A 16,380-nucleotide genomic window follows, 5' to 3' on the forward strand; every position below is an offset into this window, starting at 1 on the left:
TCACTTGAGTCCCAGGTCCCTCTCCACCAGGGCGAAGAGTTCGTCGTCCGTGGCGTTGCCGAGCCGGTCGGCCAGTGCGGCCGCCTCGGCGAGGCCGTCGCCGCCCGTGGCGTCGGCGGAGGCGGCCGCGGTGGGCCCGTTGGCGGTCCGGGACAGCAGCGACTCCAGGCGCATCACGATCCGGACCCGGTCGAGGTCGTCGTCCGGGCGTCGGGCGAGCGCCGCCTCGAGTCGGTCGAGTGCGTCGGCCGACGGCAGGGCGTCGGCGTCCTCGGGTGTTTCCGGCAGCAGCAGGCCGCCGAGGTGTTCCGCCAGCGCGACGGGGGTCGGCTGGTCGAAGACGAGCGTGGCGGGCAGGTCCAGGCCGGTCGCCCGCCTGAGCCGGTCGCGCAGGGCGACGGCGGTGAGCGAGTCGATGCCGAGGTCCCGGAAGGTGCTGTCGGGCTCGACCTCCTCGGCCCCGGTGTGGCCGAGGGCGACGGCGGCGTGCGTGCGCACCAGTTCCACCAGGGCGCGTCCGCGTTCCGCGGCGGACAGGGCGGCCAGCCGGTCGCGCAGTCCGTCCTCGTCGCCCGCCGCGTCGTCCGCAGGGTCCTCGTCCGGCCGTCCCGCCGACAGAGCCCGGACCTCGGGCAGGTCGGCCAGCAGCGGGCTGGGCCGCAGCGCGGTGAAGGAGGGCGCGAAGGCCGCCCAGTCCACCTCGGCCGCGGCCACCACCGGTTCCGGGGCGTCGAGTGCCTGGCTCAGCGCGGCCAGGGCGAGCGCGGGCCGCAGCAGGGGGACGCCCCGTCGCCGCATGGTCTCGGCGGCGCCGGCGTCGACCATGCCGCCGCCGTCCCACGGTCCCCAGGCGACGGAGCGGACGGGGACGCCTTCGTGCGCGCGGAGTTCGGCGAGCGTGTCGAGGTAGGCGTTGGCCGCGGCGTACGCCCCGTGGTTCGCCACGCCCCAGACGGCGGAGACGGACGAGAAGTGGACGACGGCGTCGAGTGCCGCGGGGTCGAGGAGTTCGTCGAGGTGCCGGGCGCCGGCGGCCTTGCCGCCCATCAGGCGGGCCAGGTCGGTGACGCCCGTGTCGGCGAGGGGGGCGAGTTCGCCCAGGCCGGCGGTGTGCATGACGGTCCGGACGGTGACGCCGTCGGCGGCGAGTCGCGCGAGGACGCGGGCGACGTCGTCGCGGTCCTGGAGGTCGCAGGCGAGGACGGTGACGCGGGCGCCGAGCGCGGTGAGGTCGGCGGTGAGGCCGTCGGCGCCGGGGGCGTCGGGTCCGCGCCGGCTGAGGAGGACGAGGTGGTCGGCTCCGTCGGCGGCCAGCCGGCGGGCGACGTGGCCGCCGATGGCTCCGGTGCCGCCGGTGATCAGCGCGGTGCCGGTGGGGCGCCATCCGGCGCCGGGCCGCGCGGTGGCGGGTCCGGCGTGGCGCAGCCGCCGTCCGTAGGCGCCACGGGCGCGGAGGGCCATCTGGTCCTCGCCGTCGGTGCGGGTCAGGGCGGCCGCGAGCCGGGCGGCCGTGCGGGGGTCGTCGTCCACGCCGTGGGCGGGCAGGTCGACGAGGCCGCCCCAGTGGGAGGGGTGTTCGAGTGCGGCGACCCTGCCCAGTCCCCAGACGGCGGCCTGGCCGGGGCTGGCGGGCGCCTCGTCGTCGCTGGCGCCGACGGCGCCCGCGGTGAGGGCCCACAGCGGGCCGGGGTCGGTGTCGAGGGCGGCGTGCAGCAGGTGCAGGGTGGCCGCCTGGCCGGCGGTGAGGGACGGGTGGCCGGGGCAGGGCGTCTCGTCGAGGGCGAGCAGCGAGATCACGCCGCGCAGGCGTTCGCCGGGGGCGACGTGGTCGCGGAGCAGGTCGGCGAGTTCGTCCGCGTCGGTGCCGGCCGGGTCGACGAGGAGCAGGTCGGTGTCGCCGTCGCGTTCGGCGAGGGCCCGGCGGCAGGCTTCGGTGGTGGCGGCGGTGGCGGCGGTGTCGGGGGCCACCAGGAGCCAGCGTCCGGCGCACGAGGGCGCGGGCTGTTCCTCCAGGGCGGTCCAGTCGACGCGGTAGCGCCAGGCGGCGACGGTCTCCTGCTCACGGCTGTCGCGGTGCCAGGACGACAGGGCGGGCAGCAGGGGCGCGAGCTGGGCCGGGTCCAGGCCGGCGGCGGCGGCCACGGCCTCGGTGTCCTGGTCGTCGACGGCCGCCCAGAAGCGGGACTCGGCCGGCGAGGCGGTGGCCGTGGGCGCGGTGGCCGGGCCGGTGTCGCGTGCCTTGGGCCAGTAGCGGGTGCGCTGGAAGGGGTAGGTGGGCACGTCGGTGAGGCGGGCGGCGGGCCAGGGTTCCAGCGTGGTGCGCCAGTCGACCGGCGCGCCGAGGACGTGGGCCTCGGCGAGGCCGGTCAGGAGGCGTTCGCGGCCGCCCCGGTCGCGGTGCAGGGTGCCGAGGGCGGCGACGGTGCGGCCCGCCTCGGCGGCGGTCTCCTGGACGGCGGCGGTGAGGACGGGGTGCGGGCCGACCTCGATGAGGAGGGTGTGGCCGTCGCGGAGCGCGGCGGTGGTGGCGCGGTCGAAGCGGGCGGTCTCGCGAAGGCCGGTGAACCAGTAGTCGGCGTCGGCGCCGGCGGTGTCGAAGCGGTCGCCGGTGAGCGACGAGTAGAAGGGCACCTCGGAGGTGCGCGGGCTGCCGGCCGCGGCGGCCAGCGCGGCGGTGACGCCGGTGCGGACGGCCTCCATCTGGGCGGAGTGCGCGGCGTAGTCGAAGGGCAGCCACCGGCACCGGACGCCGTCGGCGGCGAGCCGCGCCTCGAGGTCCGCGAGGGCGGCGGGCTCGCCGGAGACCACGGCGGAGCCGGGCCCGTTGACGAGGGCGAGGGAGATCCGGCCGTCGTAGGGGGTCAGGTACCGCTCGGCGCGTTCGGCGGGCAGCGCCACGGCCAGCATGCGGCCCTGCCCGGCGACCTGGGTGAGGGCCTTGGCGCGCAGGGCGACCACGGCGGCGCCGTCGGTCAGGGACAGCGCGCCGGCGACGACGGCGGCGGCGATCTCGCCCTGGCTGTGGCCGATGACGGCGGACGGGGTGACGCCGTGCGCCCGCCACACCTCGGCGAGCGACACCATCACCGCCCACAGCAGCGGCTGGACGACGTCCACGCGCTCCAGGTCGGGGGCGCCGGGGCGGCGGCGGAGCACGTCGGCGGGCACGAAGTCGACGTGCGGCGCGAGGGCGTGCGCGCACTGCGCGAACCGTGCCGCGAACACCGGTGACTCGTCGAGCAGCCGGGCCGCCATGCCCTCCCACTGGGTGCCCTGGCCGGGGAAGACGAAGGCCACCTTGGGGGTGGTGTCGCGGCCGGTGACGGCGGCCGGGTGGGGCCGGTCCTCGGCCACCGCGGCGAGGGCGTCGAGGAGTTGGCGCCGGTCGGCGCCGACGACCACGGCGCGGTGCTCCGCGGCGGTGCGGGCGGTGGCCAGGGTGAACGCGGTGTCGGCCGGTACGGCCGCGTCGTCGCCGCCGGACAGGTGGGTGTGCAGGGCCGCGGCCTGGGCGCGCAGGGCCTTGGCGGTGCGGGCGGAGAGCACGAGCGGGAGCGCGGCGCCGGTGTCCTCGGGGGCGGGCACGCCGCCCGTGTCCGCGTCGGCGGGCGTGTCGGCGGTGTCCCCGGAGGCGGGCACGTCGCCCGTGTCCCCGGGGGCGGGCAGGTCGCCCGTGTCCTCGGGGGCGGGGGCCTCCAGGAGGACGTGGGCGTTGGTGCCGCTGACGCCGAAGGAGGAGACGCCCGCGCGTCGCGGCCGCCCGGTCTCCGGCCAGGGGCGGTCCTCGGTGAGGAGGGCGACGTTCCCGGCGGTCCAGTCCACCTTGGTGGTGGGCCGGTCCACGTGCAGGGTGCGGGGCAGCAGTCCGTGGCGCATCGCCAGGGTCATCTTGACGATGCCGGCGATGCCGGCGGCGGCCTGGGTGTGGCCGATGTTGGACTTCACGCTGCCGGTCCACAGGGGCTCGGCGCGGTCCTGCCCGTAGGCGGCGAGCAGCGCCTCCGCCTCGATCGGGTCGCCGAGCGCGGTGCCGGTGCCGTGGGCCTCGACGGCGTCCACGTCGGCGGGGGCGAGGCCGGCGTCGCGGAGCGCGGCGCGGATCACCCGCTGCTGGGCGGGCCCGCTGGGCGCGGACAGCCCGTTGGAGGCGCCGTCCTGGTTGACGGCGCTGCCGCGGAGCACGGCGAGGACGGGGTGGCCGTTGCGGCGGGCGTCGGAGAGGCGTTCCAGCAGCAGCACGGCGGCGCCCTCGCCCCAGCTGGTGCCGTCGGCGCCGTCGGCGAACGCCTTGCAGCGGCCTTCGGGGGCGAGTCCGCCGAGGGTGCCGAACTCGGTGAACGGGCCGGGGGTGCTCATCACGGTCACGCCGGCGGCCAGCGCCAGGGAGCATTCGCCGTCGCGCAGGGACCGCAGGGCGAGGTGGACGGCGACCAGGCCGGAGGAGCAGGCGGTGTCGACGGTGACCGCGGGGCCCTCCAGGCCGAGGGTGTAGGAAAGCCGGCCGGACAGGACGGCGCCGGTGACGCCGGAGGTCAGGTGTCCCTCGACGTTCTCGCCGGAGCCGAGCAGCAGGTAGCCGTAGTCCTGGCCGTTGCTGCCGACGAAGACGCCGGTGTCGCTGCCGCGCAGGGAGCCGGGGGCGACCCCGGCGCGTTCGGCGGCCTCCCAGGCGGTCTCCAGGAGGAGCCGCTGCTGCGGGTCCATGGCCAGGGCCTCGCGGGGCGAGATGCCGAACATGGCGGCGTCGAAGCCCGCGACGTCGTCGATGAAGGCGCCGAAGCCGGCCGATCGGGTGCCGTCGCCGGTGTCGAGGAGCGCCCCGAGGTCCCAGCCGCGGTCGGTGGGGAACGGGGTGACGGCGTCCTCGCCGCGGGCGATCAGCTGCCAGAAGTCGTCGGGGGTCCGGACGCCGCCGGGGAAGCGGCAGCCGATGCCGACGACGGCGACGGCTTCGTCGGGGCCCGCGGACGTCCGGGCCCCGGCGGGGGCGGACGGGGCGGACGACGGCGACGTGGGGGCGACCTCGCCCAGCAGCCGGGCGGCGAGGTGTTCGCCGAGGGTGAGGGGCCGGGAGTGGTCGAAGACCAGGCCGGCGGGGAGGGTCAGTCCGGTGCGGGCGGCCAGCCGGTCGCGCAGTTCGACGGCGGTGAGCGACTCCAGGCCGAGGTCGCGGAAGGGGGTGCGCAGGCCGATCGGGTTCACGGACGGGTGCCCGAGCACGGCCGCGGTCTCCTCGCGGACCAGCTCGGTCAGCGGGGCGGAGCGGTCCCGCGCGGGCAGCCCGGCGAGGGTGCGGGCCCATGCGGCCCGTACCGCCGCGGGGTCGTCGGCGGCGGGGGCGGCCGACTCGCCCGCCTCCGGGATCTCCCCGAAGAGGCGGGTGGGCCGGGTCACCTGGAAGGCGGGGGCGAAGCGCCGCCAGTCGACGTCGGCGACGACCAGGGTGGTCTCGTCGCGGTCGAGGGCGGCTCCCAGCGCGGTGGCGGCGAGCTCGGGCGGCATGGGCCGCAGCCCGCGCCGGGCGAGGTGTTCGCGGGTGTCCCCGTCCGCGGCCATGCCGGCCCCGTCCCAGGGGCCCCAGGCGATCGAGGTGGTGGGCAGCCCGGCGGCGCGGCGGCGCTCGGCCAGGGCGTCCAGCTGGGCGTTGGCCGCGGCGTAGGCGGCCTGCCCGCCGCTCCCCCACGCTCCGGCGACGGAGGAGAAGAGCACGAGGCGTGCGGCGCGCGCGGTGTCGGAGAGGAGTTCGTCGAGCACCTCGGCGCCGCGCACCTTGGCGTCGAGGACGCCGGCGAAGGCGTCGGGACCGGTGGTCTCCAGGGCCTCGGCGCCGGTCACGCCGGCGGCGTGCACGACCGTGCGGACGTCGTGCTCGGCGAGGAGCGCCGCCATGGCCGTGCGGTCGGTGACGTCGCAGGCGACCGCGGTGATCCGGGTGGCGGGCGCGAGTTCGGCGGCGAGTTCGGCCGTTCCGGGCGCGTGCGGGCCGCGGCGGCCCGCCAGGACCACGTGGGTGGCGCCCCGTTCGGCGAGGAGCCGTGCCGTGCGGAGGCCGAGGGCGCCGGTCCCGCCGGTGACGAGGACGGTGCCGTCCGGGCGCCAGGAGCCGTCGGGTGCGGCGCTCCCGGTGGCGGGGGTGACGCGCCGGGCGAAGACGCCCGAGGGCCGCAGGGCGGTCTGGTCCTCGCCGGTCGTGCCGGTGAGGAGGGTCACCAGGAGGGCGGCCGACTTCTCGTCGAGGGCGGCGGGCAGGTCGATCAGTCCGCCCCAGCGGCCGGGGTGTTCGAGGGCCGCGACCCGTCCGAAGCCCCACAGGGCGGCCTGGCGGGGGCTGCCGACCCGCTCGGCGGGCCCGACGGCGACGGCGCCGCGGGTCAGCGCCCACAGCGGCGCGTCGATCCCGGCGTCGCCGAGGGCCTGGGTGAGCAGCACGGTCCCGGCCAGGCCCGCGGCGAGGGCGGGGTGCTCGGCGGACGGCGTGTCCTCCAGGCCGAGCAGCGACACCACCCCGGTGCAGGGGCCGTCGGCGGCGAACTGGTGGAGCAGTTCCGCGAGTTGTCCGCGGTCGGTCCCCGTGAGGAGGCCGACGGGCAGTTCGGTGACCTCGGCCCCGGCGTCGCGGAGCGCGGCGGGCACCGCGGCGGTCAGGGGGTCGTGGCCGCGTTCCGCGGGCAGCACGGCGAGCCAGCGGCCGTGGGCCGGGGCGGGGGCGGGGCCGGTGAGGGGCCGCCAGGTCACCCGGTAGCGCAGCGCGTCGGCGCGGACGCGGTCGCGGTGGTCGTGCCGCCAGCGGGTGAGGGCGGGCAGCAGGGGTTCGACGGCGGCCGGGTCGGGCAGGCCCACGGTCTCGGCGAGCAGGCCGGCGTCGCCGGTCTCGACGGCGTTCCAGAACCGCTCCGCGGCCGGGTCGGTGGTCCGGTCCTCGGCCCGGTCGGCGGTGGCGGGCCCGGCGGGGCGCGCGGTGCCGGGCTCGATCCAGTAGCGGTCGCGGCGGAAGGCGTAGGTGGGCAGCGGCACCGGGCGTCCGCCCCAGGAGCCGAAGACGGCCCGCCAGTCGACGGCCGCGCCGGCCGTGTGGGCCGCGGCGAGGGCGGTGAGCAGGGCCTCCGGTTCGGGGCGGCCGGGGCGGAGCGCGGCGGCGACCGTGGGACCGCGCGGCGTCGAGCCGGGCGCCGGCAGGACGTCGCGGGCGGCGGCGGCGAGGGCGCCGCCCGGGCCGAGCTCGATGAAGACCGAGGCGCCGTGCTCGTGGGTCCAGGAGACCGCGTCGGCGAACCGCACGGTCCGGCGGACCTGCCGCACCCAGTACTCCGGGTCGCACACGGTGTCCGCGGTGGCGGGGCCGCCGGTCAGCGTGGAGACGAGCGGCAGCACCGGCGGGTGGTACGTCAGCGAGCGGGCGACGGCGGCGAAGTCGTCGAGCATCGGCTCCATCAGGCGCGAGTGGAACGCGTGGGAGACGGCGAGCCGCTTCACCCGCACGCCCTCGGAGCGCAGCCGTGTCTCCAGCGCGTCGATCGCGTCCGCGTCGCCGGAGACCGTGATCGCGGCCGGCCCGTTCACGGCGGCCAGGTCGACGCCGTCGGGGAGTTCCAGCGCGTCCTCGGCGGCCTCGACGGCGAGCATCGCGCCGCCCTCCGGCAGCGCGTCCATCAGCCGGCCGCGGGCGGCGACGAGGGCGCAGGCGTCGTCGAGGGAGAGCACTCCGGCGACGTGGGCGGCGGCCAGTTCTCCGACGGAGTGACCGACGAGCTGGTCGGGGGCCACGCCCCAGGACTCCAGCAGCCGGAACATCGCGACCTCGAGCGCGAAGAGCCCGGCCTGGGCGTGGACCGTCCGGTCGAGCGCGCCACCGCCGTTCCCCCCGCTCCGGCTCCCGCTCCCGCCGTCTTCCTCGCTCTCGCCGTCGCCGAGGACGAGGTGGCGCAGGCCGGGACCCGTTCCGGTGTCGAGGCGGGCGCAGATCTCGTCGAAGGCGCGGGCGAACACCGGGAACGCGGCGTGGAGTTCGCGGCCCATGCCGGTGCGCTGGGAGCCCTGGCCGGTGAAGAGGAAGACCGTGCGGGCGTCCTCGGGTGCCTCGCCGCGGACAAGCCCCGCGGGGGCGCGGCCCGCGGCCAGCGCCTCCAGGCCGGCGGCGAGACCGGCGCGGTCGCCGGCCAGCACGACGGCGCGGTGTTCCAGCGGCGAGCGGGTGGTGGCGAGGGTGTGGCCGATGTCCAGCAGGTCCAGGTCCGGCCGCGCCCCGAGCGCGGCGCCGAGCCGCCGCGCCTGCTCGGCGAGCGCCTCGGCGGTCCGGCCGGAGACGGGGCAGGGCACCACGGCGGGGGCGGGGGCCGGGGAGGCGGCGCGCGCCGTCCCGTCGAGGTCGGAGCCGGAGCCGGAGCCTGCGTCCGAGTCGGAGTTGGAGCCGGAGCCGGAGTCGGAGCCGGAGTTGGAGCCGGGGTCGGGCGCGGGCGCCTCGCCGAGGATGACGTGGGCGTTGGTGCCGCTCAGCCCGAAGGACGAGACGCCGGCGCGTCTGGGCCGTCCCGTCGAGGGCCACGGTCTCTCCTCGTGCAGCAGCCGCACGGCGCCCGCGGCCCAGTCGATGTGCGGGGACGGTTCGTCGGCGTGCAGGGTGCGGGGCAGGACGCCGTGGCGCAGCGCCTCGACCATCTTGATGAGCCCGGCCATGCCCGCGGCGGCCTGGGCGTGGCCGATGTTCGACTTCATCGAGCCGAGCCAGAGCGGTTCCTCGCGGTTCTGGCCGTACGTGCCGAGCAGCGCCTCCGCCTCGATCGGGTCGCCGAGCCGGGTGCCGGTCCCGTGCGCCTCGACGGCGTCCACCTCGGAGGGGAGCAGTCCGGCGTCGGCGAGCGCGGCGCGGATGACGGCGCGCTGGGCGCGGCCGTTGGGGGCGGTCAGGCCGTTGGAGGCGCCGTCGGAGTTGACCGCGGATCCGCACAGGACGGCGTGGACGTGGTGGCCGTTGGCCCGTGCGTCGGAGAGCCGTTCCAGCAGGACGACGCCCGCTCCCTCGGCCCAGCCGGTGCCGTCGGCGCCCGCGCCGAAGGACTTGCAGCGGCCGTCGGCGGCGAGGCCCCCGTGGCGTCCGAACTCGCCGAACATGCCGAGGTCGGCGAGGACGGCGACGCCGGCGGTGACGGCGAGGTCGCACTCGCCTCCGCGCAGGGCCCGGGCGGCCTGGTGCACGGCGACCAGGGACGACGAGCAGGCGGTGTCGACGGTGACGGCGGGCCCTTCGAGCCCGAAGGTGTAGGCGATCCGGCCGGACAGGACGCTGCCGGCCATGCCGGTCATCAGGTGGCCCTCGGAGCCTTCGGGCAGCTGGGCGCCTCCGCCGTAGCCGGAGGAGCCGGCGCCGACGAACACCCCGGTCCGGGTGGCGCGCAGGGAGAGCGGCGGGATGCCGGCCCGTTCCAGCGCCTGCCACACGGTCTCCAGCAGGACGCGCTGCTGGGGGTCCATGGTGAGTGCTTCGCGGGGGCTGATCCCGAACAGCGCCGCGTCGAAGCGGTCGGCGTCCTCGATGAAGCCGCCCTTGAGGGCGGAGAGCGCCTGGTGTCCCTCGGGCAGGCCCCAGCCGCGGTCGGCGGGGAGGCCGCCGACGGCGTCGCGGCCCTCGTGGACGAGCCGCCACAGCCCGTCGGGGTCGTCTGCGCCGCCCGGGTAGCGGCAGGCCATGCCGACGACGGCGAGCGGTTCGCGGGCCTGGTTCTCGGCGTCGGCCAGCCGCTGCCGGGTCTCGGCGAGGTCGGCCGTGACGCGCTTGAGGTACCGGAGGAGTTTCTGGTCGTCCGCCGTGCCCGCTCCCTGCGCGGGTGCGGTGCGGTCGGTCGTGTGGCGGGAGTTCACGACAGTCCCAGCTCCTTGTCGATGAAGTCGAAGACGTCGGACGCGGAGGCGTCCTCGAGCCGGTCGGTGACGACCGTCCGCACGCCCGCCGGGTCCGTCTCGCCCTCGGCCATCCGGGCCAGCAGGGCGCGCAGCCGGTCGGCGACGGCCCGGCCGTCGGCGCCGGACGCGGTGAGCCGGGCGACGGCTTCCTCGAGCCGGTGCAGTCCGGCCAGTACGGCGCCGGTGTCCTCCTCCTGCTCCGGTTCGGCGGTCCCGGCCAGTTCGGTCCACAGGTGCGTGGCGAGCGCGGTCGGCGTGGGATGGTCGAACACCAGGCCGGCGGGCAGGCGCAGCCCGGTCGCCCTGGTGAGCCGGTTGCGCAGTTCGACGGCGGTGAGCGAGTCGAAGCCGAGCTTGGTGAAGGCCTGGTCGGCGGCGACCGCGTCGGGGCCGTCGTAGCCGAGGACGGCGGCGGCCTGGGCGCGCACCAGGTCGAGGACGGTGCGCCGCTGTTCGGGCGCGGGGAGCCGGGCGAGGTCGGCGGCCAGGCTGCGTTCGGGCGCGGCGCCGGCCCGGGCGCGGGTGGCGGAGGCGCGGACCAGTCCGCGCAGCAGGGCCGGTACCTCCTGCCCGTGCGCCTCCTCGCGCAGCCGGGCGTGGTCGAGGGCGACGGGCACGAGGTGGGCGTGGGGCAGGCCGCGGGCCGCGTCGAACAGGGCCATCCCCGTCTCCGCGCCGATCACGCCGGCCCTCGTCGCCCGGTGGCCCTCGCGGCCGAAGCCGGCCGCCATGCCGTCCTCGGTGTCCCACAGGCCCCAGGCCAGGGACTGGCCGGCCAGTCCGCGGACCCGGCGGCGGTGGGCCACGGCGTCCAGCACGGCGTTGGCGGCGGCGTAGCTCGCCTGTCCGGCGGCCCCGAAGGTGGCGGCGGCCGAGGAGAACAGGACGAAGAAGGCGAGGTCCTGGTGGGCGGTCAGTTCGTCCAGGTGCAGGGCGGCGTCCGCCTTGGGGGCCAGGACCCGGTCGGCGCGCTCCGGGGTGAGCGCGTCGAGCACGCCGTCGTCGAGGATTCCGGCGGCGTGGACGACGCCGGTGAGCGGGCGGTCGAGGCCGGCGAGCAGGGCGGTGAGGGCGTCGCGGTCGGCGACGTCGCAGGCTTCGATCCGGACGGTGGCTCCGGCTTCGGCGAGGTCGGCGGCGAGCCGGTCGGCGCCGGGCGCGGCGGGGCCGCTGCGGCCGGCCAGCACCAGGTGGCGTACGCCGTGTTCGGCGACCAGGTGGCGGGCGAGCAGGCTCGCCAGCGCTCCGGTGCCGCCGGTGATGAGGACGGTGCCGTCGGGGTCGGGGGCGGCGGGCAGGGTGAGGACGTTCTTGCCGATGTGGCGGCCGCGGCCCATGTACCGGAAGGCCTCGGCGGCGTCGCGCAGGTCCCAGGCGGTGAGCGGGAGGAGTTCCAGGACTCCGCTGTCGAACAGGTCGACGATCTCGGTGAAGATCTCCGCGATCCGGCCGCGGTCGCCGGTCATGAGGTCGAAGACCTCGTAGTGGACGCCCGGGTGGGCGGCGGTGACCTGTTCGCCGTCACGGATGTCCGTCTTGCCCATTTCGACGAACCGGCCGCCGGGGGCGATCAGCCGCAGCGAGGCGTCGATGAAGGCGCCTTCCAGCGAGTTCAGCACGATGTCGACGCCGCGTCCGCCGGTGGCTTCGCGCACCCGCTGCTCGAAGTCGGTGGTGCGGGAGGAGGACAGCCGCTCGTCGGGCAGGCCGGTGGCCGGCCACTTGCCCGGGGAGGCGGTGCCGTGGATCTCCAGGCCGAGGTGGCGGGCGAGCTGCACGGCGGCCATGCCGACGCCGCCCGCCGCGGCGTGGACGAGGACGCTCTCGCCCGGGGTGGCGCCGGCGACGTCCACCAGGCCGTAGTAGGCCGTGAGGAAGGGGGTGGGCACGGAGGCGGCCTCCGCGTAGGTCCACTCCTTCCGCATGCGGGCCAGCATCCGCCGGTCGGTGACGGCGGTGGGTCCGAAGGCTCCGGCGAAGAGGCCGAACACGCGGTCGCCGGGGGTGAGGTCGGTGACCTCCGCGCCGGTCTCCAGGACGACGCCGGCTCCTTCGGTGCCCATGCCGCGCTGGCCGGGGACCATGCCGAGGGCCATCACCACGTCGCGGAAGTTGACGCCCGCGGCGCGCATCGCGACCCGGACCTGGGTGGGGCCGAGGTCGGCGAGGGCCTCGGGGGCGGGCACGAACGCCAGCCCCTCCAGGGTGCCTTCCCCGGTGGTGTCCAGGCGGGTCCCGGGGACCGGCTCCTCGGCGAGTGCTGGGCCGGCGCCCTGGGCGAGGCGGGGGGCGAGCAGGGCGCCCGCGCGGATCGCGAGCTGGGGCTCGGGGGATCCGAGGGCGGTGGGCAGCGCGGCGGCCGAGTCGGGGTGTCCGTCCAGGTCGACCAGGGCGAAGTGGTCCGGGTGCTCGCTGTGCGCCGAGCGCAGCAGGCCGTGGACGGCGGCTCCGGCGAGGTCGGGGACGTCCTCGCCCGCGCCGACGGCGACCGCCCGCGTGGTGAGCACGGTGAGCCGGGAGCCGGCGAAGCGCGCGTCGGCCAGCCAGGTCCGGGTGGCGTGCAGCGCCTCGTGGACGGCGGCGTGCACGGCGGCCGGGGTGGCGTTCCCGCCGCCGGGCCGGGAGCCGCACCACAGGACGGTCTCCGGCAGCGGCTCGCCCGCGTCGACGGCGGCGCCGAGGGCTTCCAGGTCGTCGTAGCGGGTCGCCGCCGCGGGGGCGAGGGAGGCGGGCGGCGGGCCGACCAGGACGAGCGGCTGGGCCGTCCCTTCGGCGGCGGGGGTCCAGTCCACACGGTGGAGCGCGTCGAGGTCCGCGGCGCGGGCCGCCCGGCGCAGCGCGTCGGCGGCCATCGGCCGCAGGGTGAGGGAGGCGACCTCGGCGACGGGGGTCCCGGAGGCGTCGTCGGCGCGGAGCGAGACGGCGTCCGGGCCGGCCGGCGACAGCCGCACCCGCAGGGTGTCGGCGCCGGTCGCCCGCAGCCGGACGCCCTCCCAGGCGAAGGGGAGCAGGCCGGGCCGCGTGAGCAGTCCGCCAACCCCGGCCGCGTGCAGGGCGGCGTCGAGGAGCGCGGGGTGGAGTCCGAAGCGCTCGGCGTCCGCGCGGGCTCCGTCGGGGAGCGCGACCTCCGCGCAGAGGTCGTCCCCGGCCCGCCAGAGGGTCCTGAGTCCGCGGAAGGTCGGCCCGTAGGCGTAGCCGGCGGCGGCGAGGTCCTCGTAGCAGCCGTCGACGGGCACCGGTACGGCTCCGGCGGGCGGCCACGGCGCCGGGCCGGCGGGCTCGGGCGGCGTGGCCGCGGAGCCGTCTCCGGCGAGGAAGCCGGTGGCGTGCGTGGTCCAGGCGGGCCCGGCCTCGCCGAGGTCGTCCGCGGTCTCGGGCCGTGCGGAGATCGTGACGGGTCGGCGGCCGTCCGCGGCGGTCTCCCCCACGAGCATCTGCAGGGTGACGGCCGCGCCGGCCGGCACCACCAGGGGTGTCTGGAGGGTGAGTTCGTCGAGTCCGTCGAGGCCGGCCCGCAGGGCCAGTTCCACGAAGGCGGTGCCGGGCAGCAGCACGGTGTCCCCGACGGCGTGGTCGGCGAGCCAGGGGTGGGTGGCGGTGGACAGCCTGCCCGTCCACAGGGTGCCGCCGCCGGCGAGCGGGGCCGCCGCGCCGAGCAGCGGGTGCCGTACGCCGGAGAGTCCGGCGGCCGCGACGTCGGCGGTGGGGCGGATGTCGGGCCAGTAGCGCCGCTGCTGGAAGGGGTAGGTGGGCAGGTCGAGGACGTTCCGGCCGGCGGGGCCGCCGAGCACGCCGGGCCAGTCGACGCCGACGCCCGCGCAGTGGGCCTCGGCGAGGGCCAGGACCCAGCGGCGGACCTCGTCCTCGCCCCGGCGCAGGGTGGTGAGGACCGCGCCCGGGGTGTCGATGTCGTCGAGGATGTCGGTGATGCCCGGGGTCAGCACGGGGTGCGGGCTGATCTCGAGGAAGGCGGTGTGGCCGTCGGCCACGGCGGCGCGGACGGCCTGGTCGAACCGTACGGTGTCGCGGAGGTTGCGGTACCAGTAGCCGGGGGCGAGGTCGTCGCCGGTCAGCGCGGCGCCGGTGACCGTCGAGTAGAACGGCACGTCGCCGGCGGTGGCGGGCGCGCCGGGCAGCGCGTCGAAGACCGGCCGCAGCGGCTCGACCAGGACGGTGTGGGAGGCGTAGTCGACGTCGATGCGGCGGGCTCGGATGCCGCGCCGCTCGCACTCGGCGGCCAGGTCGGCGAGTGCGGCGTTCCCGCCGCCGACCACGGTGACCCGGGGGCCGTTGAGCGCGGCGATCCACGCCGGGCGGTCCAGCGTGGCGAGGAGTTCCGCCGCGTCGGCCTCGGGCATCGGCAGGGACACCATGCCGCTCCGTCCGGACAGTTGGTCGGCGACGGCCCGGCTGCGGGCGGCGACGATCCGCGCGGCGTCCTCCAGCTCCATGGCTCCCGCCACGACGGCGGCGGCCAGTTCGCCCTGGGACGCGCCGATCACGGCGGCGGGCTCGACGCCCGACGCGCGCCACAGCTCGGCCAGCGACACCATCACCGCCCACAGCAGGGGCTGCACCACGTCGACCCGGTCGACGCCGTCGTGCTCGGGGTCCTCGCCGCGGATCACGGCGATGGGCGAGAAGTCGAGGTAGGGGGCGAGGGCGCGCTCGCACTCCTCCAGCCGGGCCCGGAACACCGCTTCGGTGTCGATCAGCCGGGCGGCCATGCCGCTCCACTGGGCGCCCTGCCCGGGGAAGACGAAGACGGGCGCCCCGGTGCGGCGGGCCGTGCCGCGGCGCAGCTGGGGCGACTCGCCGTCCGCGGCGAGGGCGGTCAGCCCTTCGGGTCCGAGGACGACGGCGCGCTCGGTGAGCGTGGCCCGGGCAGTGGCCAGCGTCCAGGCCACGTCGAGCGGGTCGTGGTCCGCCCCGGTGACCGGGTCGGACGCGGCGAGCCGGCGGGCCTGGTCGCGCAGCCCGGCGGGGGTGTCGGCGGAGAGCAGCCACGGCACGGGCGGCGCCTGGTCCGTGGGGGCGGGGGCCGTGGCGGGCGCGGCGGGGGCGCGGCGGGCCTTCTCGGCCTCGGCGGTCTCCTCGGCGGGGGCCTGTTCCAGGATCACGTGGGCGTTGGTGCCGCTCATGCCGAACGACGAGACGCCCACGCGGCGCGGACCGGACCGGTCGGGCCAGGCCCGTTCCTCGTCGAGGAGCCGGACGTTCCCGGACGTCCAGTCGACCTGGGTGGTGGGGCGGTCGGCGAAGAGCGTGCGCGGCAGCCGGCCGGCGCGCATGGCCATGGCTCCCTTGATGACGCCGGCGATGCCGGAGGCGGCCTGCGTGTGGCCGATGTTGGACTTGACGGAGCCCAGCCAGAGCGGCTCGTCGCCGGGCCGGTCCTGGCCGTAGGTGGCCAGCAGGGCCTGCGCCTCGATGGGGTCGCCGAGCCGGGTTCCGGTGCCGTGGGCCTCGACCATGTCCACGTCGGCGGCGGCGATCCCGGCGTCGGCGAGGGCGGCGCGGATGACGCGCTGCTGGGAGGGCCCGTTGGGGGCGGTGAGGCCGTTGGAGGCGCCGTCCTGGTTGACGGCGGAGCCGCGGACCACGGCGAGGACGCGGTGGCCGTTGCGGCGGGCGTCGGAGAGGCGCTCCAGCAGCAGGACGCCGGCGCCCTCGCCCCATCCGGTGCCGTCGGCGTCGTCGGAGAACGCCTTGCAGCGGCCGTCGGCCGCCATCGCGTCCTGCTTGCCGAACTCGGCGAAGACGCCGGGGGTGGACATGGTGACGACGCCGCCGGCGAGGGCCAGGGAGCATTCGTCGCGGCGCAGCGCCTGGGACGCGAGGTGCAGGGCGACCAGGCCGGAGGAGCAGGCGGTGTCGACGGTGACGGCCGGGCCCTCCAGGCCGAAGGTGTAGGAGATCCGGCCGGAGAGGACGCTGGCGGAGCCGCCGGTGGCGAGGTAGCCCTCGCCGCCCTCGGGGGTCTCGCCGGGCAGCGAGGTGTAGTCGTGGTTGTTGGCGCCCGCGAAGACGCCGGTGCGGGAGCCGCGCAGCGACAGCGGGTCGATGCCGGCGCGTTCGAAGACCTCCCAGGCGGTCTCCAGCAGCAGCCGCTGCTGCGGGTCCATCATCACGGCTTCGCGGGGCGAGATGTTGAACAGGCCGGCGTCGAACGAGGCGATGTCCGCCAGGAAGCCGCCCTGGAGCGGGCGGGGCCCCTCGGCGTCGGTCGCGGGCCGCAGCGGCCAGCCGCGCTCCGGCGGGCAGTCGCCGACCGCGTCGACACCGCCGGTGACCAGGTTCCACAGGTCCTCGGGGGAGCGGACGTCGCCGGGGAAGCGGCAGCTCATGCCGATGACGGCCAGCGGCTCGTCGTGCGCGGCACGGGTGTCCGGGCCGGCGGGCACCGCGGCGGCACCGGGGGCGTCCTGCCGGTCCTCGGCCGCCAGGGGCAGGTCCGCGGCGAGCAGGGCGGCCAGATGGGTG

Annotated in this window: 1 protein-coding gene and 1 pseudogene (1 of these 2 only partly in view); both read right to left on the reverse strand. The window is 77.6% G+C overall.

Annotated elements, in window-relative coordinates:
- Positions 1-9,855 carry a type I polyketide synthase gene (locus ACWD3O_RS20005; protein ID WP_451416797.1) on the reverse strand — a complete coding sequence of 3,285 codons (9,855 nt, stop codon included), beginning with the start codon at positions 9,853-9,855 and terminating at the stop codon, positions 1-3.
- Positions 9,852-16,380: pseudogene (locus tag ACWD3O_RS20010) on the reverse strand (type I polyketide synthase); its annotated part runs 13,640 nt beyond the window's last position; the annotation flags it as partial. The pseudogene ACWD3O_RS20010 and the gene ACWD3O_RS20005, both read right to left, overlap by 4 nt.

This window comes from Streptomyces sp. NPDC002640, assembly GCF_053592575.1.